Genomic DNA, 23,748 nt, shown 5'->3' on the forward strand with positions numbered 1-23,748 from the left:
TCATGAAGCAAGATATGCGTCAATTGATATTGGAGCAAGTCAAAGAAGGAAAGTTAACGATTGATGAGGCACTCGATAAACTCGAGCGGCTCGAAGCGATCGACGAACGTGCAACTTCTGCCAGTGAACATAAGTACGTCGATGAACCAGAACAATATGATCGGGTCGACCAGTATTCCGTCGATTCACTGACGACGAAAGTCATGTCAGCGTTCGATAATCTCGTCAGCCGGATCAAGGACAGTGATCTTTCGCTTAATCAGGCGTCTGGTCCGAACGTCACCTACGTCAAACAATTCCCATTCAGCGGTGAGACGGTTCATGTCGATCTGTTCAATGCGAACTTGGTTGTTGAACCAAGTGATCTTGAAGAATGTGAGTTGACGGTGACGGGACGTCCGCTTCGTCGCCAACAGGTGACAGAAGAACAAGCGCTTGAGCAACTTCAGGCAGCCGTTCAACATGCGGTCTCAGCAAACACGCTCTCGATCCGCTTGAAGGATAAGAGTGTCCGTGCGACGGTCCATCTGAAAGTTCCGCGCCGTCATTACGAATCATTCGTCTTACAGACGCTGAACGGGGAAATTTCGTTGACGTCACTTGATACGACATCCGCTCAACTGATGACAGCAAACGGTCGAGTCAACGTTCGTGATCTATTCAGTGAGGATGTCAAAGTATCGACAGCGAACGGTTCGATTGAAATCGAAGAGTCGGAGTTGAAGGTCTTGAAGGCGAAGACAGCTAATGGACAAATCATCACGACGGGTGTCTTCGAACGTTCAGAACTGAAAACGGCGAACGGAAACGTCCGCTGCGAGCTGAAGACCGTGCAAAACGCGAAGGTCAAAGCGTCGTCGCTTGCCGGAAGCATCGCCTTGATGTTGCCGCACGGCGCTGAAGTCTACGGGGAGCTTGAGACGAACTTCGGTGGTCTCAACTGCAACCTCGATGATATGGAATTGATCCGGGATCAAAAAGAAATCGTCAACCGGAAGCTCCATTTCGTATCAGGTCGCGGTCGTTCACCAAAAATTGAGGTCGAAGCCGATACGAAGACAGGTACGATTTCGGTCACGCACGGTGTTCACCTCAGTCCACAAGCGTTATAAGCATACGAGCGCAACTTCTTGAAAAAGAGGTTGCGCTTTTCTTATGACGTCGCATCCGCTTTGCGTGCTTTCCTCAGGCGAGACACAAGCCGCGGCTACGTCGTTCTAGGAACGAGTAGCCGGGTCTCGTTTGTCTCTGACAGCGCGGATGACCGCGCTTTTTCCTGTAGGAGTCACGCGAGCGGAGCTTCGTCAGCTGCATAGACAAAAACACCCATCCTCATAAGAAGATGGGTGTAGTTCCTACATCAATAATCGTAATCCTGATCCATCATCGGCTCGTCGAAGTTCATGTTCTCGATATTATTCATATCGTAACCAAACGAGAGTAAGGCAATGACACCGATGATTGCAAGAACGATCGAAACGAGAATCAGGCCGATTCCGAGCCAACTCTTTCCGCGTGCGCGATTCCAATAGAAGATGATCGCGAGGACGTAGGAGATGAATGAGCCACTGATGAAGATTCCGATGATCGAGATGATGAAGAATAAAAGAGCTGTTTGATCTTGATTACGCGAATACGCTTTCCACATATCAATCAGTGAGATGATGAGGTAGACGAAACCAGCAATCGCTAGAACCGCAAATAAGATAATGACTAAAATGAATCCGATACCACCGCCTGACATCACGGCAAAACCTCCTTCAAAATATTAACTCTTTATTCCATTCCCAAGAAATCATGCTTCTAATCCAATTCCATGAATCGAATAAAAATATGGTACAATACTTCAAGTGAAAGGGGCTGACGAAGCGTGCAACCAAAAGTGCGAACAGCTGAAATCGTAAAACAATTCAATCTCCACATCGTCACGGGAGAAGAGGGCTTACATCGCCCGATTCTGACGGCTGATTTGTGCCGACCTGGCCTTGTGCTTGCCGGTTATTATGCCTATTACCCGGCAGAACGTCTCCAGATTCTCGGAAAAACAGAATTGACGTTCTTCAATAATTTAACGTACGAGGAACAACGCGAACGAGCGAATGTCCTCTGTACGGATGAAACACCTGGTATCTTGATCACACGTGGATTTGAAGTACCGGAAGCGATCATCCAAGCCGCAGACGAGACGAACGTGCCACTGTTGACGACAAAAGGGCATACGACATCGGTCGAGTCACAGATCACGAACTTCCTCGAAGCGGAACTCGCACCAACGACGGCGATGCATGGTGTCCTCGTCGATATCTATGGTGTCGGTGTCTTCATCAAAGGTGCAAGTGGTGTTGGTAAATCGGAAACGGCACTCGAACTCGTTAAGCGGGGTCACCGTCTAGTGGCGGACGACTCGGTCGAGATTCGTCAAACTGGTGACGGGATTCTCGTTGGGACAGCACCGAAGTTGATTCAGCATCTGCTTGAGATTCGCGGAATCGGGATCATCGATGTGATGACGTTGTTCGGTGCAGGCGCTGTTCGCTCGCACAAGAAGATCAGCCTCGTCTGTAACCTCGAGATTTGGGATCAATCGAAAGTCTATGACCGTGTCGGTCTGGACCAAGAGACACTTCAAATCATCGATACGGAAATTCCGTTCCTAACGATTCCGGTTCGTCCCGGACGAAACCTTGCTGTCATCATCGAAGTCGCAGCGATGAACTATCGTCTGAAGAACATGGGCATCAACACAGCAGAAGAATTCGCGGGACGTCTCGCGCAAGCAATTGAAGATGGGAATGGTGGTCTTTGATGGGAACTTTAGCCTCTGTACAACCAACGTTTGACCGCGTGGCGATTGAACTCGGTCCTGTACCGATTTACTGGTACGGCATCGTCATCGCACTCGGTGCGGTCGTCGGTCTCCTGATCGCAATCTTCGAGTCGAAGCGAATCGGCTTCAACGAAGAGTATGCGGTCGATGTCGTCATCTGGTCGATTCCGATCAGTATCATCTGTGCCCGGATTTACTACGTCGCGTTCGAGTGGAACTACTATAGTCAACATCTTGACCAAATCATCAATATCCGCCAAGGTGGGATCGCGATTCACGGTGCGATCATCGGTGCGATTTTGACGGTCATTATCTATACGCGTAAGAAAAAGATCTCGTTCTGGCAAATCGCTGATATCTTGGCACCATCCCTCTTGTTCGGACAAGCCGTCGGACGCTGGGGTAACTTCTTCAACCAAGAAGCACACGGTGGCGAAACGACATGGTCGTACTTACAAGATACGCTGCACTTACCGAACTGGATCGTTAACCAGATGTACATCGACGGGACGTACTACCTACCGACGTTTCTCTATGAAAGCATCTGGAACATCATCGGTGTCATTCTGTTGATCGTCTGGCGGATGAAGTTCAATCCACGTCGTGGATATGTCTTCCTCGGTTACCTCGTGTGGTATTCAATCGGACGCTTTTATATTGAAGGACTCCGGACGGACAGTCTGATGATGGGGGATGGACTCCGGACAGCGCAAATCGTCTCAATCTGTCTGATCATCTTCGGTGTGATCATGATGGTTGTTCGCCGCAACGCCGTTCGTTACTTGGACGGTTCGAAAAAGGAGGCGAAGTAATCGATGATTCGCACGCTACTGTTTGACTTAGATGGCACGTTGATCGACACGAATCCATTGATCTTAAAAAGCTTCGAGCATACGCTCAGCTACTATTATCCGGACCGGACGTTCACGGAAGCGGAATTGCTTCCGTTCATCGGTCCGACGCTAGAAAAATCATTCTCAGCGATGAATGCGGAACAGTGGAAAGAGATGGTCGCTTTTTACCGCAGCTACAACATCGCGATGCATGACGCGCTCGTGCTCGAGTATCCGGGTGTGCTTGACGGGTTACGTCGTCTGCATGAAGCAGGCTACAAGATGGCGGTCGTGACGTCGAAGAGTCGTCGTGTCGCTCTTCGCGGCATCGAGTTGTTCGGACTGACGTCACTCTTTGACGCCGTCATCGCAGCCGACGACGTAACGGAAGAAAAACCAGCCGTCGAGCCGTTCGAAAAGGCGATGCAGTTGCTTGGATCAACGGCAGACGAAACGATCATGGTCGGTGACAACGATACGGATATTCTCGGTGGTAAGAACGCGGGACTGAAGACGGTCGCGGTCGGTTGGGCGATCAAAGGACGCGCGTACTTAGAAGCCCTCGAGCCGGACGTCATCATTGATTCGATGGATCATCTCGCTGCTTGGCTGGAGGAACAAAATGGCACGGCGAACTGATCGGTTTCAGGTCGGGACGACGAATCCACTCTGGCACATGTACCGGACCGTGTCGTTCTTTAAAGTGATGTGGTGCTTTACGATCATCACGATTGGTCGGTTTGCTCCGTCGCTAGGTTTTAAGAACGCACTCTACCGGACATGCCTCCGGATGAAGATCGGGGAGAAGACGGCACTTGCCTTGATGGTGATGCCGGACACGATGTTCCCGGAGCGGATCACGATTGGTGATAATACGATCATCGGCTTCAATACGACGATTCTCTGTCATGAATATTTGACGACGGAGTACCGTTTAGGTGACGTCGTCATCGGAAGCAATGTCTTGATCGGTGCGAACGTGACAATCCTACCGGGCGTAACGATCGGAGATGGTGCTGTCGTTGGTGCCGGATCGGTCGTTCACCGGGACATTGCGCCGAATGAACGCGTCTCGAGTCAGCCGCTTCGCCGGCACGAAATGTGACAAAACTGTGAGAAGGAAGAAGGAAAAAAGATGACGCACATCCGCTTTACGTATAAGACAGGAAAGTATTTCGGAAGATTATTCGCCGAACGTCCACAAGGTCTCGTCGTTGAGGTGTTGGCTGTTGAGAAGCATCCCGTTCAAGGAGATCTTCACCAACCGAACCAAGTCGATGTTCCACTCTTCCATATCCGGACTGCCTTGCATAAGCACGAAAAGATCACGGTTTCGCCCGCAGTCGTTTATGCGTATGACGGAGAGATTCCCGATTATGCGACGAGCTTACGGCAGGCATATGACAAGGACGTGGCACGTCTGGAAGGACTGAATCCAGAGACGGATGCTTTTGTACGAAAATGCTTAGAGAATTACAAAGAACTGGAATCGATTTATGCAAAACGCTGGGGATGAACTCCGGCGTTTTTTTCTGTTGCATGCCTCCTAGAGATAGGGTATTCTTGTGTCTGCAACTACGAAACCAGTTTACTATTTATGGGGGCTTGAATCATGATGGAATTAACCAAATACAAAGCAGACCCCTTTGCGATAACAGCGCGCCAAGCGGAACTTTTTTATTTCCGCGGACGGAAGGCGCACCGGGAAGGGCGACTGGACGAAGCCGTCTATCATTTAGATGAGGCGACGACACTTCAGCCAGCGGACATCCGTTATTTGCTCCGTTATGCCCGTGTCTTATTCGAGACAGGAGAAATCAATCATGCGAATGATGTCTTGAAACAAGTACGCGCACTCGACGCATCAAATACGGAAGCACTCTTTTATTTAGCGAATAACTACGCACACGTCTCACTTTACGAAGAAGCGCGACAACATGCGATGGAATATTTAGAGCAAGCACCAAACGGCAAACACGCGGAGGCATCGGCCGCACTCGTGGAACTGATTGATCTCGAACAAGAGATGGAAGACGACGAAGAGGATGAATTGATTCGTCTGCACGGTCAGGCACAACGCCAGATCGATAAAGGGATGCTGTTCGCGGCACAGGAGACGTTGACGGGACTGATTGCCCAGTACCCGACGTTCTGGCCTGCCTACAACAACCTCGCGATCGTCGAGTTCTATTTAGGAGAGAATGATCAGGCATTCGCTTCCCTTGAACGGGTCCTTGAAGGGAATCCGGGGAATTTGCATGCCCTCTGTAACACGCTCGTCTTGTTACACGAGATGGGTCAGGACGAAGAGGCGCATCGTCTCTCTCGTCAACTCGAACACGTGCGTTCCGTGCACCTTGAGACACGTTATAAGGTCGCATCAACGCTTGCGATCATCGGACGATACGATATCGCCTATGAAGAGTTGAAGTTGCTCGAGCGTCGCGGTTACCGGGGAGATCCACTCTTTGGGCACTGGTTATCAATCTCTGCCTATAAAACAGGACGCGTCGAAGAAGCAGCCGCTTTCTTGAAGTCGGACGAAGCACAAGCGTTAAAGGAAGAGACGGATACGTATGACATTCGGCACAACCTGCAGTTTCGCTCGGCACTCATCCAAGCGCTGAAGACGGAAGATGATGTCTCGCGGATCTTCACGGCACTTCTCCTTGGCAAACTGAACGATGCTGAAGCACGGCTTGCATTGTCGATGATGCCAGAAGTGACAGAGCAGGAAGACGTCCTCTTATTGACGGAACAGATTGTCATCGAGATGGAAGGACGGACTGATGTCGTGGATGAACGCATTCACCGGGCATTGCAGACGATCCGTCTTGCGGAACGGTTCGTTTCAGACGAAGAACGGATGAGTCTCGAAGGGGATTTTTATGAACGCTTCGCACAGCTCGTCTTAAGCGGGGAATCGTTCGATTCGATTGAAGCATCTGCTGCATCACTGCTTTATCTGTTCCATGATTTACGGGACGGGATGTTGATCGAGGAATGTGCATCACTCGTCGATTGTTCGTTCGATCACGTCGCATCGATGATCCGGACACATGAACGGATGTTGGCACCGCTACAAGCAAAGTGTTAGACGTTTAGGCGATTCTCACCTATACTCAAACTACAACGATTACGATAAATGGGGTGGAATCATGGCGGAAACAGAACAAAAAATTTATGACGTCATCATCATCGGGGCAGGACCTGCTGGGATGACAGCCGCACTTTATGCATCACGTGCGAACCTTTCGACATTGATGATCGAACGCGGGATTCCGGGCGGTCAAATGGCGAACACAGAAGATATCGAGAACTACCCAGGATACGATAGCATCCTCGGACCAGATCTCTCGCAAAAAATGTTCGACCACTCGAAAGCATTCGGCGCAGAATATGCGTACGGAGACGTTCGAAGCATCGAAGACGGTAAAGCATACAAAACGATTCATGCACACAACAAAGATTACTACGCACGGGCGATCATCATCGCGTCTGGTGCACAATATAAGAAAATCGGCGTACCGGGTGAAGAAGAGCTCGGCGGTCGCGGTGTCTCGTACTGTGCTGTCTGTGATGGCGCGTTCTTTAAAGAAAAAGAACTCTTCGTCATCGGTGGAGGCGACTCTGCGGTGGAAGAAGGCGTCTACTTGACACGCTTCGCGAAAAAAGTCACGATCGTTCACCGTCGTGATGAGCTCCGCGCTCAAAAGATTCTTCAAAAACGTGCGTTCGACAACCCAAAAATCGACTTTATCTGGAACCATACGGTCAAACAGATCAACGAACAAGACGGGAAAGTCGGCGGCATTGAGCTGATCAACACAAAAACAGCTGATGTGACGACGCATCCGATCGATGGTGTCTTCATCTACATCGGGATGAACCCGATCACTGGTTACGTCCAAGACCTCGGTATCTTAAACGACCAAGGTTACGTCGTAACAAACGAAGCGATGGAAACAAACATCAAAGGCATCTTTGCTGCTGGTGACGTTCGTGAAAAAACATTGCGTCAAGTCGTTACAGCGACAAACGATGGTTCGATTGCCGCGCAAAACGCGCAACACTTCATCGAAGCGTTACTTGAAGAATTACAAGAATCCTCACACGCGTAATAACGAACCAGTTTCATTGAAGGTACCTTCAGTGAGGCTGGCTCTTTTTTTATGATATACTGAGAAAGAAGCGAAAAATACACACGGAACTGTTGTCTGGAGGGCGAAAAGATGGAACAGAATCAACCGCAACTTGTCATCATCACGGGTATGAGTGGGGCTGGTAAGACAGTCGCAATGAACAGCTTTGAGGATTTAGGCTATTTCTGTGTCGACAATCTACCACCGACGTTATTGCCACAACTCATCGAAGTCATCGGACAAGTGCGTCCTAAAATCGCCGTTGCCATCGATACACGTGCGCGTGATTTCATTGATAGTTTTTTTGTCGTTTATGAGGATTTGAAAAAGACGAACTTACAAACGCGGATGCTCTATCTCGATGCGCGTAACGACGTCCTCGTACGCCGTTACAAAGAATCACGTCGTTCCCATCCGCTTGCACCGACCGACTCACCACTGACTGGGATTGAACGCGAGCGGACGTTACTTGAAGGATTCCGTGATAAAGCACAAATGCTGATCGATACGAGTGACATCAAACCGCTTGCGCTAAAAGAACGTTTGTTGAAAGAATTTACGACAGGAGAGCGGATTCCGTTTACGGTCAACGTCATGTCGTTTGGCTTCAAACATGGCTTACCGCTTGATGCCGATCTTGTCTTTGACCTCCGGTTCTTACCGAATCCGTTCTATATTCCGGAACTGCGTCCAAAGACAGGACTCGATGAGGAAGTCGCGTCCTACGTCATGCAGTGGCCGGAAGCGAAGCTGTTCTATAAAAAACTCGTTGACTTGCTCGAGTTCCTGATTCCGCAATACGAGCGGGAAGGAAAGTCGCAACTCGTGATCGCCCTCGGCTGTACAGGCGGGAAACACCGGTCGATCACGTTCGCGGAAGCCATCAGCAAGGAATTCGCGACGCAGTATCACATCGAGACGAATCACCGGGATTATGTGCATGCGAAGGAGGAGAAGTGATGAAATGGGAACGTAAAGTCGTCGCCATTGGTGGCGGGACAGGACTCTCAACGCTTCTTCGTGGACTGAAGCATTACCCGCTCGACATTACAGCGATCGTTACGGTCGCGGATGACGGCGGCAGTTCTGGTCGTCTGCGGACGGAGTTTAATATGTTGCCGCCTGGCGATATTCGCAATGTCATCGTCTCCTTGTCGAAATCGGAAACCTTGATGGACCGGATCATGCAGTACCGGTTTGAGACCGGCGAAGGATTGCATGGGCATTCGCTCGGCAACTTGATGCTGACGGCAGCGACACAACTCTGTAACGGTTCGTTCGTCGAAGCGATCGGTGTCATGGGACAACTGTTGAACGCAGAAGGAAAAGTCTATCCGGCGACAGAGCGCACAATCACGTTATGTGCCGAATTCGAGGACGGGACGATCGTCAAAGGCGAGTCACTGATTCCGACGGTCGGTAAGAAGATTGAACGGATTTTCCTTGAAGAACAAGATGTCCGTCCGGTACCGGAAGCGATTCAAGCGATTCTCGATGCTGATGTGATCGTCCTTGGACCAGGAAGTCTTTATACGAGTATCATCCCGAACGTCTTGATTGATGAGATCCGGGAAGCAATTCAGCAATCACTGGCGCCAGTCGTCTATATTTGTAACGTCATGACACAACCAGGCGAGACGACAGCATTTACAGCCAATGAGCATTTATCGACGCTCGAACGTTTTCTCGGTCAAGGCGTCGTTGATACGATCATCGTCAATAATGAGTCAATCGATGCCGGTTACTTGAAAAAGTATCAAAAGGATCATGCCGACATCGTCACCTATAATGAAAAACAATTCGAGCTCGCAGGCGTCGAAGTGCTGGCAGATGATATTGTCGACTACAATCATCATTTCATTCGCCATGACTCAGATGCGGTCGCAAGCCTCGTCATGCGAAAAGTACTATCGATTCGGCGGATGCGTCAACTCGAAGGGAAGGAGGAGCTGACATGAGCTTTGCCTCAGAAGTCAAAAAAGAATTAACGCAGATTCCGATCACCGATCACGAGATGAAAGCGGAACTCGCGGCGCTCGCGCGGATGAACGGTGCAATCTCGTTCGGTCTCGGACGGGGTCTGACACTTGATATCTCGACCGAGAATGCCTCGATTGCCCGTCGGATTTATTCGCTGTTGAAAAAAGCATACGGAGTCCATCTCGATTTACTCGTGCGGAAAAAAATGCGTCTGAAAAAGAATAATGTCTATATCGTCCGTGTTAAGCAACAAGCAGACAAGATTTTGCAGGACCTTGGAATTTTAGGGGAAGGGTTCACGATGATTCGTTCGATCAGTGACACGATTTTAAACGATGAACGAAAAGCGCGTGCGTATTTACGAGGAGCGTTCCTCGCCGGGGGTTCGCTCAACAATCCAGCGACGTCGTCATATCACTTGGAGATTTTCAGCTTATATGAAGAGCATAATGCAGCGCTCCGTGGTCTATCGAACGTCTTTGATTTAAACGCGAAGGCGATTGAACGAAAAAAAGGGCATATCCTTTATATCAAAGAGAGCGAAAAGATTTCCGATTTCCTCAAGCTCGTCGATGCGACACAATCGATGCTACGGTTCGAGGACGTACGAATCTTAAAAGACATGCGTAACTCGGTCAACCGTCTCGTCAACTGTGAGACGGCGAACCTCAATAAAACGGTCGGTGCGGCATTACGTCAAGTCGAGAACATCAAGTTCCTTGAGCGGACGGTCGGACTCGATGTTTTACCGGATAAGTTGAAGGAGATCGCGATTTTGCGCGTGACACATCAAGACGTCACGTTACAAGAGCTCGGGGAGATGGTCGAAAGCGGCTCCATCTCAAAATCAGGAATCAATCACCGGTTGCGGAAGATTGATCAAATCGCTGAAAAAGTACGGAATGGAGAGTCGATGACAGGGGCCTTATAAGAGGGTCGCTTGCGAGATGAACCATAGTCTACTATAATATATAGTCGATGCAACTAAATGTTCGAATTAAGGAGTTTTTGAAATGGCTAACGAAAAGAAACGTATTTCGCTCACTGTAGACGCGAAGTTTGACGAAGTATTAACGAAAAAAGCAAAATCAATCGGTGTACCGAAAAGCACACTCGTTGCGTTCGCAACATCTTTATTCCTGAAACAATTACAAGCAGAAGAAGAGCTTTCGCCACATGCGAACGCGATCTACTCGCTGATTCGTGAAAACCACGACATCGTTTCAGATATCACAGACTTGATCGACTGATCATCGACCTCTCGTTCTACAAGGAACGGGAGGTTTTTTGTTGTATGCAGATGAATAGAGAAGAGTTCGCTTTCCTACAGATACAAAAAAAGTGCCTCCCGAAGGAGACACTCTGGGTGACTTATGCACGTTCCATGACGCGGTCGATGAGACCGTAATCAGCAGCAGCTTGTGCTGACATGAAGTTGTCACGCTCTGTATCGCGTTCGATGACTTCAAGTGGTTGTCCTGTGTTTTCAGCCATGATTTTGTTGAGGTGCTCACGCATTTTGATGATACGCTCCGCATGGATTTTAATATCCGATGCTTGACCTTGTGTACCACCGAGTGGTTGGTGGATCATGATTTCAGCGTTTGGTAACGCGAAACGTTTTCCTTTTGCGCCTGCTTGAAGCAAGAACGCACCCATCGATGCTGCCATACCGATACAAATCGTTGAGACTTGTGGCTTGATGAAGTTCATTGTATCGTAAATCGCCATACCGGCAGTGATCGAACCACCTGGGCTGTTGATGTAAAGCGAGATTTCTTTATCTGGATCTTCTGCTGCTAAGAACAGAAGTTGGGCAACGACTGAGTTGGCGACGTTGTCGTCAATCGCGCTCCCGAGAAGAATGATGCGGTCTTTTAGCAAACGTGAGTAGATATCGTAAGCACGTTCCCCGCGGTTTGTTTGTTCGATGACTGTTGGAATTAACATAGTCTTTGCCTCCTTATAGTTGGTATGTAGCTTCCTATTCGACTTATCCTTATCATAATCCTTTGGTCAATATTGGTCAAAAGATACGATGCGACTTTTAGGTATTTTTCCATTACAAGGGCAAATGAAACATATCAATATAGAAAAAAGGCAACGCCATTGCTGGCATTGCCTTGTAGTTGAATAAATGGTACACCCGGAGAGATTCGAACTCCCGACACCTGGTACCGGAAACCAGTGCTCTATCCCCTGAGCTACGGGTGCATCTGATGTACTGAACAATTAATAGTATAGCGACATTTTTTCAGGAAAGCAATAGGGAAGCATGACTTTTCTTTTCCTTAGCGACTTAAAAGAGGCTCAGAGCACGTTTCTTAAAACGTTTCTTCTATAATAAGAAGAGGAGGAGGGGAATCGATGGATCAACGCCAGGAACAGACGCAACAGATGACGTTATCGGCGTCACAACAGTATCAATTACATGTGCTTGAGCAACCAGCAGCTGAGCTCGAGGAGGAATGGCGACGGTTGAAACGACGGTTGCATCGTCATTACCCGAATCAGGTTTCGCTAGAGGTCGAGCAGATGGCAGGTAATATGGCATCCTATGAAGACGAGCTTCTTGCACAAATACGTTTAGAATCAGTCAGACAGGAAATAGGATATATGGCGGAACAACTCATCGTGTATTTAGAAGCGGACGGTTTATTACGGACGTCGGACGAGCAGCTCGCTGCATCCTTCTCGACCGATGTCGCAACGATTACAGAAGCACGGACACTTTTACAACAATGTGAACCAGTCGGCATCGCTGCCCGCTCGGAACGCGAGTGCCAATGGTTACAAGCGATCGAGCTAGACGACACGGAATTGATCGGACTGACGGATCGATTGCGACATGAACCCGCGAGTCAGGTGTTCGCTCAGTTCAGTGAACAGGATCGAGCGCGGTTGCGAAAACGATTGACGCGGCTGAGCCGGACACCGGATCTTCCTAAAGAAGAACGACCGGTCATGGCAGAAGCACGGATTCACCTGTTAGATGGAAAACTTCAGATCGACTGGATGACACTCGATACGGATCAGACGTGGCTCGAACTAAAAGAGGCAACGCCTTTTTTGCGCGCGTACGAACGACGCCGTGTCACGATGCATGCGATCCTCTCAGTTTTGCTTGAGCGACAAGAACGTTGGTTCAAAGGAGAATTGCATCTTGAGCCACTGACGAAAAAACAAGTCGCTGAGGCGACGGGGCATCATCCGTCAACGATTGGTCGAGCGATTGCTGCGAAGTATGTCGAGACGGTCCATGGTCTCGTTGCTCTAGAAGACTTGTTCGTCTCACGGACGACAACCGGAGATTCGAGTTTTTTGATTAAACGGCGGATCGCCGAATACATTCAACACAGCGATCGTCCGTTAAGTGATCAGCAATTGACGGATCGTCTACAAGCAGACGGTCTGACAGTCGCGCGACGGACGGTTGCGAAATATCGGGCAACGCTTGGTTTAACGAAAAAAACGATGCAGCAAAGGAAGGCGCAATCAGAATGGGATTAAAACGACACAGACACTTAACACTCTATTCACGTCCGGGATGTACGCTATGTGAAGAGGCCGCCATCTTACTCGACTTCGTACTCGATGAGTTTCCGGAATGGACGTTCGAGGAAGTCAACATTGATCAGGATGAAGCGCTCAGTCTACGGTTCTTATATGAAATTCCGGTCGTCATGCATGACGAGGAAATCTGGAGTTATGGCAAATTCGAGACGGAAACGATAAGAAACCGCTTACTTCAAAAAACTTGAGAAACGAGACTTGCAAGGCGAGAAACGGACTGTTATGATAACGGTGTACCAAGTGGGACACGTTATGACATGCGGGACAGAAAGCGTCCAGCTACTTGAGAGGAGAGGGAAATACATGATTCGGCAGTTAGTCCAGATCCAAAAACGAATCGTGCCTGATCTGATCGAAGAAATGCAGACACGCTACGACATCCTTCATTATGTACGACTGATGCAACCGATCGGACGACGTACGCTTGCGACAAGCCTTGGCTTGACGGAACGCGTCTTACGGCGGGAAGTCGACTTCTTGAAGCAGCAAGACCTCCTAGAGGTCGCGACGCAGGGGATGTCCTTGACGGATGAAGGACGAAATGTTCTTCGCAGCATGCACAGCATCATGGGAGAACTCGCAGGGATCTCAGACATGGCGAAAGCCTTAAAAGAGAGACTCGGAGTACGTGACGTCGTCATCGTACCGGGTGATTCCGATGAAACCTTCTGGGTACAACGAGATATGGGGCGGGCAACCGTCGCACGACTCAAACGAGAGCTTTCTTCAGACCATCACAATACGATCGCTGTCACAGGCGGTACGACGATGGCTTCCGTCGCGGCGATGATGTCGCCAGACAAGGAACACCGTCCAATGACGTTCGTTCCGGCACGCGGAGGACTGGGAGAAACGCTCGAACTACAAGCGAACACAGTATGCTCACGGATGGCGTCACGCGCTCAAAGTGATTATCATCTGCTTCACATCCCGGACATGGTCAGTACAGAGACGTTCGTGAAGATGATCGAAGAGCCGAGCATAAAAAATGTGCTTCAAATGATTAAAGGTGCTTCAATCGTGGTACATGGAATTGGTGAGGCGAAAACGATGGCAAAACGTCGTCGCGCGTCTGAAGATCTCCTGACCCGACTGGAACATGAGCAGGCAGTAGCGGAAGCATTCGGATATTACTTCGACCGAGACGGAAACATCGTGCACCGGGTCAAGACGGTTGGTCTTCAACTGGCTGACTTGAAGCAAGTCGAACACGTCATCGTTGTCGCAGGTGGTCATTCGAAGGCAGAAGCGATCAACGCCTATGTCAAACAGTCGCCAGACATCATCCTGATTACGGATGAAGGCGCAGCAGCTTCGATTTTGAAAGGGTAACCCCCTTTTGAATAATAGATAACTCGCTTTACATTAAAAGGAGGAAAATTATCATGGCAGTAAAAGTTGGTATTAACGGATTTGGACGTATCGGACGTTTGGCACTTCGTCAAATTCTTCAATTCGATGGAATCGAAGTAGTCGCGATCAACGACCTTACAGACACTAAAATGCTTGCACACCTTCTCAAATATGATACGACTCAAGGTCGTTTCGACGGCGAAGTTGAAGTACACGACGGTTACTTCCTCGTCAACGGTAAAGAAATCAAAACACTTGCTAACCGTAACCCAGAAGAACTCCCATGGGGCGAGCTCGGTGTTGACATCGTTCTCGAATGTACTGGTTTCTTCACAGATAAAGAAAAAGCTGAGCTTCACTTGAAAGCTGGTGCTAAAAAAGTCGTTATCTCTGCACCTGCAACTGGCGACATGAAAACAGTCGTCTTCAACACGAACCACGAAATCCTTGACGGAACTGAAACAGTTATCTCTGGTGCTTCTTGTACTACAAACTGTCTCGCGCCAATGGCTAAAGTTCTCCAAGATCAGTTCGGAATCGTTGAAGGTCTCATGACTACGATCCACGCTTACACTGGTGACCAAAACACACTCGACGCTCCACACCCTAAAGGTGACTTCCGTCGTGCACGTGCGGCAGCAGCAAACATCGTTCCAAACTCAACTGGTGCTGCAAAAGCAATCGGTCTCGTTCTTCCAGAACTTCAAGGTAAACTTGATGGATCTGCACAACGTGTACCAGTTGCTACAGGTTCACTCACTGAGCTCGTAACTGTACTCGACAAAAAAGTTTCTGTAGAAGAAGTCAACGCAGCAATGAAAGCAGCTGCTAACGAGTCTTACGGTTACACTGAAGACGAAATCGTTTCTTCTGACATCGTTGGTATCTCTTACGGATCACTCTTCGATGCAACACAAACTAAAGTCATGACAGTCGGCGACAAACAACTCGTTAAAACAGTTGCTTGGTATGACAACGAAATGTCTTACACTAGCCAACTCGTTCGTACACTCAAACACTTCGCAGAAATCGCTAAGTAATTCGAGCAATTAAATAGCAATTGAATAAGAGCGGAAACGATATCAGTCTCCGCTCTTATTGCGGAAAAAAGCGGGAGGGGCATTCGCCCCTCACTATACGTAAGAGACGGAGGACGAATGTATGAATAAGAAATCGATTCGCGACATCGATGTACAAGGAAAACGCGTATTTACACGCGTGGATTTCAACGTACCGTTGGAAGACGGTAAAATCACGGATGACACACGGATCCGTGCTGCACTCCCAACGATCAAACACTTGATCGACGGTGGAGCAAAAGTCATTCTCGCTAGCCACATGGGTCGTCCAAAAGGCGAAAAGAACCCTGAGTTCTCACTTGCACCAGTCGTAGCACGCCTCAACGAATTGCTTGGTAAAGACATCAAGCTCGTTGAAGAAGCATACGGTCCAGTTGCAGAAGAAGCAGTCAGCAAACTCGAAAACGGCGATGTCGTCGTCTTAGAGAACGTTCGCTTCTACCCTGGTGAAACGAAAAATGACGAAGAGCTCGCTAAAGGATTCGCGAAACTCGCTGACGTCTTCGTCAACGACGCGTTCGGCGCAGCACACCGTGCACACGCATCGACAGAAGGTATCGCACACCATGTCGACACAGCAGTTGCCGGTCTTCTTATCGAAAAAGAACTTCAAGTTCTCGGTAAAGCTCTTTCTAACCCAGATCGCCCGTTCACGGCAATCATCGGTGGTTCGAAAGTAGCGGACAAAATCGGTGTCATCGATCACTTACTCGACATCGTCGATACGTTGATCATCGGTGGCGGCTTATCGTACACGTTCCTCACAGCTCGTGGTATCGAAGTCGGTACTTCACTTCTTGAGGTCGATAAAATCGACCAAGCGAAGGAATTCATGAAGAAAGCAGAAGAAAAAGTCGTTAAGTTCCTCATGCCAATCGACTGCGTCATCACGAAGGAATTCGGAGAAGAAACATATGTCGGACCACGTGACATCACAGAGATCCCAGCCGATCACATGTCACTTGATATCGGTCCAAAAACGGTTGAACTCTATGCAGAGGCAATCAAGAACTCGAAACTCGTCGTCTGGAACGGACCGATGGGCGTATTCGAACTCGATAAATACGCAAACGGTACAAAAGGTGTCGCGCAAGCTCTTGCGGACAGCGATGCGTACTCAATCATCGGCGGTGGCGACTCAGCTGCTGCGGCAGAGAAATTCGGTCTTGCTGACAAAATGAGCCACATCTCTACAGGTGGTGGAGCAAGTCTCGAATTCATGGAAGGGAAAGCTCTTCCTGGTGTCGAAGCGCTAAACGACAAGTAATCTAAGTTCACAAGGGAGTGTTTCTCAATGCGTAAACCAATTATCGCAGGTAACTGGAAGATGAATCTGACACTCAAGGATGCAGTCGCATTCGTTGAGGAAGTCAAAGGAGCTGTACCTGCTTCGACGACAGTCGACGCAGCCGTCTGTGCGCCAGCAGTATTCTTGGCACACTTGACAGAAGCAGCAGCTGGTACGGATCTTAAGATCGGTGCTCAAAACATGTACGACAAAGAGAGCGGTGCGTTCACTGGTGAAATCAGCCCGCTCATGCTCAAAGAACTCGACGTGACATACGTCATCCTCGGTCACTCTGAGCGTCGTGAGTACTTCGGCGAAACAGATGCGTTCATCAACAGCAAAGCGAAAAAAGCGTTCGAGCACGGTCTCGTTCCAATCGTTTGTGTAGGTGAAACACTGGAAGAGCGTGAAGGCGGCAAGTTCGAAGACGTCATCCGCGAACAGACAGCAAACAGCCTTAAAGGTCTTACTGTCGACCAAGTGAAAAATCTCGTCGTCGCTTACGAGCCTGTCTGGGCAATCGGAACAGGTAAATCAGCGACAGAACAAGATGCACAAGATTCTTGTAAATTCGTCCGTGACGTCGTTGCAGCTGAATTCGGTGCTGAAGCAGCAGAAGCTGTCCGCATCCAATACGGTGGTAGCGTCAAACCGGAAAACATCAAAGAATATATGGCTCAACCAGACATCGACGGCGCGCTCGTCGGCGGTGCAAGTCTTGAGACAGGATCGTTCCTCAAACTGTTGGAGGCGATTTAAATGAAAAAACGTCCAGTCGCACTGATCATCCTTGATGGTTTTGGTATGCGTGACGAGGAGTTCGGAAATGCCGTTACGGCGGCGAACAAACCGAACTTCGACCGTTACTGGGGTCAATACCCGCATACGTTGTTGAATGCGAAAGGTGAATACGTCGGTTTGCCTGAAGGTCAAATGGGGAACTCAGAAGTGGGTCACCTCAACATCGGTGCAGGTCGCGTCGTCTATCAATCGCTATCCCGAATCAACAACGCAATCAAGGATCGCTCGTTCTTCTCGCGTCAAGCGATGAACGATGCGGCAGGTCACGTGAAGAAATACGGTTCAGCGCTTCATATCTTCGGTTTGGTCTCTGACGGTGGAATCCACAGTCACATCAACCACTTATATGCGGTGCTCGAATTCGCGAAACTTCACGAAATCGAAAAAGTCTACCTCCATGCTTTCACGGACGGTCGTGACTGCGACCCACAATCGGGCGCTGGTTTCCTCCGTGACGCGCAAGCGAAGATGGATGAATTGAATGTTGGACAATTCGCGAGTATCTCTGGTCGCTACTATGCGATGGATCGCGATAACCGTTGGGAGCGCGTCAAGAAAGTCTATGACGTCATCACGTTCGGTGAAGGTCCAACGACGAAGGATCCAATCGGCATGGTTGAAGCTTCGTACAAACAAGACGTAACGGATGAGTTCATCGAACCAACTGTTGTCGTGCAGGAAGACGGTACGCCAGTCGCACCGATCCACGATAACGATGCGATCGTGTTCTTCAACTACCGTCCTGACCGTGCGATTCAGCTTTCGAAAGTCTACAAAGAAAAAGGTGGCTTCGACGGATTCGAAATTCCGGACAACGCACCGAAGAACCTCCTACTCGTCTCGATGACGAAGTACTCGGATGCGATCGATACGGACATCGTCTTCCCGCCTGAAGACATCAAGAACACGCTTGGGGAGACATTGTCAAAACAAGGTCTCAAACAGCTACGCATCGCGGAAACGGAAAAGTATCCGCACGTCACGTTCTTCTTCAACGGACAACGTGAAGAACCATACGAAGGGGAAGATCGGATCTTAATCCCTTCACCAAAAGTCGCGACATACGACTTGAAACCGGAGATGAGCGTCTATGAAGTCACAGACGCGCTCGTCGACGCAATCAACTCGGACAAACACGACGCCATCATCCTCAACTTCGCAAACCCGGATATGGTCGGTCACTCGGGTATGCTCGAGCCGACGAAAAAGGCGATTGAAGCTGTCGATGAGTGTCTTGGGAAAGTCGTTGACTTGATTCTCAGCAAAGGCGGCGCGGCAGTCATCACGGCTGACCACGGGAACGCGGATAAAGTCCTCAATGCGGACGGCAGTAAGATGACGGCGCATACGACAGAACCAGTTCCATGTATCGTGACGGTCGAGGACGTTGAACTCCTTGAACCACTCACAGGTGCACTCGCTGACCTCGCACCAACGGTCCTTGATCTCCTCGGAGCGGACCAACCAGCAGAGATGACTGGTAAATCGATCGTATTGAAGAAATAATCCCGTCGATCGAAAGAATTACAGCACATATTTCTTACACACAAAAGGAGCGAATTTAAATGTCAATGATTACAGAGATTTACGCACGCGAGATTCTTGATTCACGCGGTAACCCAACAGTAGAAGTAGAAGTTTATACAGAAGATGGCGGTTTCGGTCGCGCACTCGTACCATCAGGTGCATCAACTGGTGAGCACGAAGCAGTCGAACTCCGTGATGGCGACAAAGCACGTTACCTCGGAAAAGGTGTTTTGAAAGCTGTTGACAACGTCAACGAAAAAATCGCACCAGAAATCATCGGTTACGATGTCTTCGACCAAGCTGGAATCGACAAAAAGATGATCGATCTCGACGGTACGAAAAACAAAGGTAACTTCGGCGCTAACGCAATCCTTGGTGTTTCTATGGCTGCTGCACGTGCTGCTGCTGATGAGCTTGGTCTTCCACTTTACACATACCTCGGTGGATTCAACGCGAAAACATTACCAACACCAATGATGAACATCATCAACGGTGGATCACACGCAGACAACAACGTGGACTTCCAAGAGTTCATGATCATGCCTGTCGGTGCTCCAACATTCAAAGAAGCACTTCGTATGGGTGCTGAAATCTTCCACGCGTTGAAATCAGTTCTTAGCGGAATGGGTCTTAACACAGCAGTTGGTGACGAGGGTGGATTCGCTCCAAACTTGAAATCAAACGAAGAAGCAATCACAGTTATCCTTGAAGCAATCGAAAAAGCTGGCTACAAAGCAGGCGAAGATGTTTACCTTGCAATGGACGTCGCTTCTTCTGAGTTCTACGATAAAGCAGCTGGAACATACAACCTCGCTGGCGAAGGCAAAGTCCTCTCAACAGAAGAGCTTGTTGAATTCTACGCACAACTCGTTGACAAATACCCAATCATCTCAATCGAAGATGGCTGTGACGAAAACGACTGGGATGGTCACAAACTTCTTACAGATCGTATCGGACACAAAGTTCAACTCGTTGGGGATGACTTGTTCGTAACGAACACTGAGAAACTTGCTGAAGGTATCGAAAAAGGCATCGCTAACTCGATCCTCATCAAAGTTAACCAAATCGGTACGTTGACTGAAACATTCGACGCAATTGAAATGGCTAAAAAAGCTGGTTACACAGCTGTCGTTTCTCACCGTTCTGGTGAAACTGAAGATTCAACGATCGCTGACATCGCTGTTGCGACAAACGCTGGTCAAATCAAAACTGGTTCACTTTCACGTACAGACCGTATCGCGAAATACAACCAACTTCTCCGCATCGAAGACATGCTTTCAGACGTTGCTGTCTACGACGGAATCAAATCATTCTACAACCTCAAGAAGTAATTTCAGGTTGATCGTTTGAACAAGCTATAAGGAAAACCTCCTATTCGTGTGATACGTACACACGGGTAGGAGGTTTTTTGTATATCAAGCAATGTCAAACCAAAAAGTCGCTTTTGTCATCAAAACTATACTGAACTGTCAAAAAATTGATTCATCCTAGTAGATGACTAAAATGTTATACTCATAAATAAGTGCAAATTAAATAGTTATAGGCATTAATTACATCTTGCTCGATGCAGATGACAAATACGTCTAAAGGAGATACGATCATGTTAAATTCAGATTTAGATATCCGTTTAGAACCACGCATTCAAGAGTTATATCGACTTCACAAGGAGCGTTCAGCCAACATCGACTGGAGCTACCACGAGTTCATTCCGTGGGATAAGGCGATGTCTTTCAAACGCGTTCCTTGGGACGAAAGCCAAGTCACACTTCCGGAAGGTGTCATCGTCGCAATCGAGACAGCATTACTGACAGAAGTCAACCTACCGTGGTACACGTCGCACTTAGACTATACATTCAAGAACTCGATGAAAGTCATCAATGACTTCGTCCGGACATGGACAGCAGAAGAAGATCAGCACTCGAACTTACTCGAGACATATTTACTCGTCACGCGAAACGTCAATCCAACGCGACTCCATCAATTAAGAAGACGCGTCGTTGAGAACGGCTGGTTCCCGGACTTCACGAACCCGTTAGCGACAATGGCATATACGTCATTGCAAGAGTTAGCGACACTCGTCTTCTATAACAACGTCGCGAAAATCGCAGGGGCACACGACAAAGACTTAGCAACGCTACTCCGTCGTCTAGCGAAGGACGAAGCACTGCATTATGCGTTCTATCGTGACACGGTCAAAGCACACCTAGAGCTTGATCCGAACTTCATCGTCTTCTTCGAAGACGTCATCATCAACTTCTCGATGCCAGGTGCTGTCATGCCTGACTTCACGGAACGGATGAAGACGATTGCCGTCGATACGAACTATGGACCACTCCAATACTTCGACCAAGTATTAGACGTCGTCGTCAAATTCTGGGGCATCGCTGATTTAGAACCGACAAGCGAAGAAGCGAAACAATCTCAAGCGAACATCATGAAGTATCATGGACGTTTAAAGCGTATCAAGGAACGTCAAGAGCGCCAACTCGAAAAAGCGAAGATTGACGCGTAAGGGGGAATGAAGATGAAGTGTGAAATCTGTGGAACTGAAACGAACAACCAAGTCAGTTACTTGGAACTCGATACATGGGAATTCAACTCATTGAACAAAGAAGCAAAAGATTTTTATCCGATCTGTTTTGATTGCTTCGACAAGCATACGAATCAGTTCATCGATCAGGAGATGGATCTTGAATTACGTAAAAAACGTTCGCAAATGGTCAACAAAGAAGTAGAAGCTGAAATCGAAGCGATTCTTGAGGTTGAGAATTAAGTCGTCTTTACCATACGTGAAGGGAAGCAAAACCGGTAGTGCTTTGGCGCTATCGGTTTTTTATTATCCCTAAAAAAAGCAGTTATCTCTTGCTTCACATGTTTTGTGAAAGAAGAAATAGCTGCTTTTAACATGAAGTCAGTCTTCGATGAATGTAACGAGATAATGATGGGCAGAATGAAGCGGTGCACGGGTCACGAAAAAGTCCGGGAGATCGACATCGATTCCCAATTCGCGTAGTGTATCGGGATCCAAACATTCATGAATCAAACGTTTGATGTCTTGTAACAGTTCATCGTGCAAGTTCGCTTCCTTCGGAAAGGCACGTTTCGCGTCATCGCGCAACAATAGCACGATCGGTGGTAGACCTCGTAAGAGATCAACCTGAAGGGGCTGCTGATGACGTTCGAAATAATCATTCAGACAACTGACGACCCTCATCGAGTGTTCTTCTTTCATCCGATCCCAACTCTCTGTATGTGACTGTAACTCTCTAGCTATTCCCTAATTGAAGCGAGGATATGCAGGGAAACTGGAAATGAAGCATTACGAGGACGCTGTTCGGGGTAGAACTAGAGGGAAGGGGGAATCGACATGCTATTTCGGTTTTTGTTTTTAGGGCTTGATACGTCGATTGGTGACATCCCGTTGCGCCTCATCTATTTTACGGAACTCATACTATTCATCGGTTTGTATCAAATCACGAGCCGATTTTCACGTCAGAGTCTGATTTTGGGAACGGCACTCGGAATTGGCGGACTGATTGCCATCTTACCCGGTGCGCTCTATATCATCCGTTATAATCCGGAGGATGCCGTCATCGATGTCACGTTCCTATTGATTTATTTGTTTGAGCCGCTGGCAATCATTGCGTTCGTTGTGGCTTTGATTCGACGTTTGTATACAGAGAAGAAAAATAAAAAGAATCAAAGCGAAGATATTCATTGATTTTCGTCCAAGACGTCGCTTTTTGCGGGCGGAAGGCAAGCCTCCTCGTCGCGTGTGCTCCTGCGGGGTCTTACCTATTCCGCTATTCCCGCAGGAGTCTCCGTCTTTTCTGAAAATCAATTGTCTAGTGCTATCTAATCTGACAATCAATACACCGTAAGCTGGCGTGACGCTGTCTTACGGTGTATTTGCGTATACCTCCAGATACTTTCTTTCAATAGTGTAAGGAAGAGTAACTGGAAGAATATTCTATAATAGAGGGAGAGCGAAATCAGATCTTAGTTGGTTTCGTAAGATCCTGGTGATTATAGGGGTGAGTTTCATGCATAAAGTGTTGTTCGGTTTGTCCATTTTGAACAGTGTCTATATTACGAATAACTTATTTACGTATTCCGATAGTTTTTTGAATGCACCACTCGGCATCACGACCGTTATTGCCGTGACGTTGATGTTTCTAAACGACAGCGTCAAAAAAGATAAACCGTCATTGTACACGAAAGCGACGGATGGGTTAGGATTCATTAATATTTTGATTGGTCTTTCACTGATTGTCTTTATTTAAGACATGATTCAAAGTGATGATCATAAGGAATGATTGTAAGTCCTGTCTCTTATACACATCTC

26 protein-coding genes, 1 tRNA gene and 1 pseudogene are annotated in these 23,748 nt (G+C 48.3%); 24 read left to right on the forward strand and 4 right to left on the reverse strand.

Features of this window, described 5'->3' with window-relative positions:
* Positions 1-2 precede the first annotated feature (2 nt).
* Positions 3-1,112, forward strand: a complete 1,110-nt coding sequence (locus F8N00_RS01025) for a DUF4097 family beta strand repeat-containing protein (protein WP_035396288.1) — start codon at positions 3-5, stop codon at positions 1,110-1,112.
* 248 nt (positions 1,113-1,360) lie between these two features.
* On the opposite strand, the gene F8N00_RS01030 is transcribed toward F8N00_RS01025, so the two are convergent.
* Positions 1,361-1,744: a hypothetical protein gene (locus tag F8N00_RS01030; protein ID WP_050678702.1), complete on the reverse strand. Its 384-nt coding sequence runs from the start codon at positions 1,742-1,744 to the stop codon at positions 1,361-1,363.
* 126 nt (positions 1,745-1,870) lie between these two features.
* Here F8N00_RS01030 and hprK point away from each other — a divergent pair, with 126 nt between their 5' ends.
* The 11 genes from hprK (at position 1,871) to F8N00_RS01085 (ending at position 11,032) form a co-directional block, all read left to right on the forward strand.
* Positions 1,871-2,806 (forward strand): HPr(Ser) kinase/phosphatase, encoded by a 936-nt coding sequence (gene hprK, locus F8N00_RS01035; RefSeq protein ID WP_035396292.1) that lies wholly within the window; start codon positions 1,871-1,873, stop codon positions 2,804-2,806.
* A complete protein-coding gene (gene lgt / locus F8N00_RS01040; RefSeq protein ID WP_023469230.1) occupies positions 2,806-3,639 on the forward strand; it encodes a prolipoprotein diacylglyceryl transferase in 834 nt (277 codons plus the stop codon). The genes hprK and lgt overlap by 1 nt, the downstream gene beginning before the upstream one ends.
* A gap of 3 nt (positions 3,640-3,642) precedes the next feature.
* Entirely contained in the window at positions 3,643-4,299 is a 657-nt protein-coding gene (ppaX, locus tag F8N00_RS01045) for a pyrophosphatase PpaX (RefSeq protein ID WP_058264666.1), read from the forward strand.
* Entirely contained in the window at positions 4,283-4,765 is a 483-nt protein-coding gene (locus F8N00_RS01050; protein WP_421017615.1) for an acyltransferase, read from the forward strand. Before ppaX ends, F8N00_RS01050 begins: the two co-directional genes overlap by 17 nt.
* Before the next feature lie 30 nt (positions 4,766-4,795).
* Positions 4,796-5,176, forward strand: a complete 381-nt coding sequence (gene kapB / locus F8N00_RS01055; protein WP_023469227.1) for a sporulation phosphorelay system protein KapB — start codon at positions 4,796-4,798, stop codon at positions 5,174-5,176.
* Positions 5,177-5,272: 96 nt separating this feature from the next.
* On the forward strand, positions 5,273-6,757 hold the full coding sequence (locus F8N00_RS01060) for a tetratricopeptide repeat protein (RefSeq protein ID WP_255997595.1): 1,485 nt from the start codon (positions 5,273-5,275) through the stop codon (positions 6,755-6,757).
* A 61-nt stretch (positions 6,758-6,818) separates the two neighbouring features.
* The gene (trxB, locus tag F8N00_RS01065; protein WP_023469225.1) at positions 6,819-7,781 is read left to right on the forward strand and encodes a thioredoxin-disulfide reductase; all 963 of its coding nucleotides are present in this window, start codon (positions 6,819-6,821) and stop codon (positions 7,779-7,781) included.
* Positions 7,782-7,892: 111 nt separating this feature from the next.
* Positions 7,893-8,762 carry an RNase adapter RapZ gene (gene rapZ / locus F8N00_RS01070; RefSeq protein WP_023469224.1) on the forward strand — a complete coding sequence of 290 codons (870 nt, stop codon included), beginning with the start codon at positions 7,893-7,895 and terminating at the stop codon, positions 8,760-8,762.
* Positions 8,762-9,760 (forward strand): gluconeogenesis factor YvcK family protein, encoded by a 999-nt coding sequence (locus F8N00_RS01075; RefSeq protein WP_023469223.1) that lies wholly within the window; start codon positions 8,762-8,764, stop codon positions 9,758-9,760. The genes rapZ and F8N00_RS01075 overlap by 1 nt, the downstream gene beginning before the upstream one ends.
* Complete coding sequence (gene whiA / locus F8N00_RS01080) at positions 9,757-10,713, forward strand: DNA-binding protein WhiA (RefSeq protein ID WP_023469222.1); 957 nt, start codon at positions 9,757-9,759, stop codon at positions 10,711-10,713. Before F8N00_RS01075 ends, whiA begins: the two co-directional genes overlap by 4 nt.
* Positions 10,714-10,795: 82 nt before the next feature.
* Positions 10,796-11,032 carry a hypothetical protein gene (locus F8N00_RS01085; protein ID WP_023469221.1) on the forward strand — a complete coding sequence of 79 codons (237 nt, stop codon included), beginning with the start codon at positions 10,796-10,798 and terminating at the stop codon, positions 11,030-11,032.
* A 121-nt stretch (positions 11,033-11,153) separates the two neighbouring features.
* Here F8N00_RS01085 and clpP read toward each other — a convergent pair.
* Positions 11,154-11,738 (reverse strand): annotated as a pseudogene (clpP, locus tag F8N00_RS01090) (ATP-dependent Clp endopeptidase proteolytic subunit ClpP); the annotation flags it as partial.
* Between the two features lie 182 nt (positions 11,739-11,920).
* Positions 11,921-11,996 (reverse strand) — tRNA-Arg (locus tag F8N00_RS01095).
* Positions 11,997-12,149: 153 nt separating this feature from the next.
* Here F8N00_RS01095 and F8N00_RS01100 point away from each other — a divergent pair.
* The 10 genes from F8N00_RS01100 to F8N00_RS01145 all read left to right on the forward strand — a co-directional run bounded on the left by F8N00_RS01100 (position 12,150) and on the right by F8N00_RS01145 (position 22,176).
* Entirely contained in the window at positions 12,150-13,292 is a 1,143-nt protein-coding gene (locus F8N00_RS01100; RefSeq protein ID WP_421017616.1) for an RNA polymerase subunit sigma-54, read from the forward strand.
* Positions 13,283-13,543, forward strand: a complete 261-nt coding sequence (locus F8N00_RS01105) for a glutaredoxin family protein (RefSeq protein ID WP_023469219.1) — start codon at positions 13,283-13,285, stop codon at positions 13,541-13,543. The genes F8N00_RS01100 and F8N00_RS01105 overlap by 10 nt, the downstream gene beginning before the upstream one ends.
* Positions 13,544-13,658: 115 nt before the next feature.
* Positions 13,659-14,687, forward strand: a complete 1,029-nt coding sequence (locus tag F8N00_RS01110; protein ID WP_023469218.1) for a sugar-binding transcriptional regulator — start codon at positions 13,659-13,661, stop codon at positions 14,685-14,687.
* A 53-nt stretch (positions 14,688-14,740) separates the two neighbouring features.
* Positions 14,741-15,748: a type I glyceraldehyde-3-phosphate dehydrogenase gene (gene gap / locus F8N00_RS01115; RefSeq protein ID WP_023469217.1), complete on the forward strand. Its 1,008-nt coding sequence runs from the start codon at positions 14,741-14,743 to the stop codon at positions 15,746-15,748.
* 121 nt (positions 15,749-15,869) lie between these two features.
* A complete protein-coding gene (locus F8N00_RS01120; protein WP_421017617.1) occupies positions 15,870-17,054 on the forward strand; it encodes a phosphoglycerate kinase in 1,185 nt (394 codons plus the stop codon).
* A gap of 27 nt (positions 17,055-17,081) precedes the next feature.
* Positions 17,082-17,834, forward strand: coding sequence for a triose-phosphate isomerase (tpiA, locus tag F8N00_RS01125; protein ID WP_023469215.1), 753 nt, complete (start codon positions 17,082-17,084; stop codon positions 17,832-17,834).
* The gene (gene gpmI, locus F8N00_RS01130; protein ID WP_035396306.1) at positions 17,835-19,382 is read left to right on the forward strand and encodes a 2,3-bisphosphoglycerate-independent phosphoglycerate mutase; all 1,548 of its coding nucleotides are present in this window, start codon (positions 17,835-17,837) and stop codon (positions 19,380-19,382) included.
* A gap of 59 nt (positions 19,383-19,441) precedes the next feature.
* Entirely contained in the window at positions 19,442-20,734 is a 1,293-nt protein-coding gene (gene eno / locus F8N00_RS01135) for a phosphopyruvate hydratase (protein WP_023469213.1), read from the forward strand.
* 269 nt (positions 20,735-21,003) lie between these two features.
* Complete coding sequence (locus F8N00_RS01140; RefSeq protein ID WP_421017618.1) at positions 21,004-21,915, forward strand: acyl-ACP desaturase; 912 nt, start codon at positions 21,004-21,006, stop codon at positions 21,913-21,915.
* A 12-nt stretch (positions 21,916-21,927) separates the two neighbouring features.
* On the forward strand, positions 21,928-22,176 hold the full coding sequence (locus F8N00_RS01145; RefSeq protein ID WP_230088506.1) for a hypothetical protein: 249 nt from the start codon (positions 21,928-21,930) through the stop codon (positions 22,174-22,176).
* Between the two features lie 138 nt (positions 22,177-22,314).
* On the opposite strand, the gene F8N00_RS01150 is transcribed toward F8N00_RS01145, so the two are convergent.
* Positions 22,315-22,635 carry a hypothetical protein gene (locus tag F8N00_RS01150; protein WP_255997608.1) on the reverse strand — a complete coding sequence of 107 codons (321 nt, stop codon included), beginning with the start codon at positions 22,633-22,635 and terminating at the stop codon, positions 22,315-22,317.
* Between the two features lie 135 nt (positions 22,636-22,770).
* Between F8N00_RS01150 and F8N00_RS01155 the strand changes: the two genes are divergently transcribed.
* Positions 22,771-23,124 (forward strand): hypothetical protein, encoded by a 354-nt coding sequence (locus F8N00_RS01155; protein ID WP_058264670.1) that lies wholly within the window; start codon positions 22,771-22,773, stop codon positions 23,122-23,124.
* Between the two features lie 322 nt (positions 23,125-23,446).
* Positions 23,447-23,686: a hypothetical protein gene (locus F8N00_RS01160; RefSeq protein ID WP_055968902.1), complete on the forward strand. Its 240-nt coding sequence runs from the start codon at positions 23,447-23,449 to the stop codon at positions 23,684-23,686.
* The last annotated feature ends 62 nt before the right edge of the window (positions 23,687-23,748 follow it).

The organism is Exiguobacterium sp. A1_3_1 (assembly GCF_048985645.1).
In the GTDB taxonomy this organism is placed as follows: Bacteria; Bacillota; Bacilli; order Exiguobacteriales; family Exiguobacteriaceae; genus Exiguobacterium_A; species Exiguobacterium_A indicum.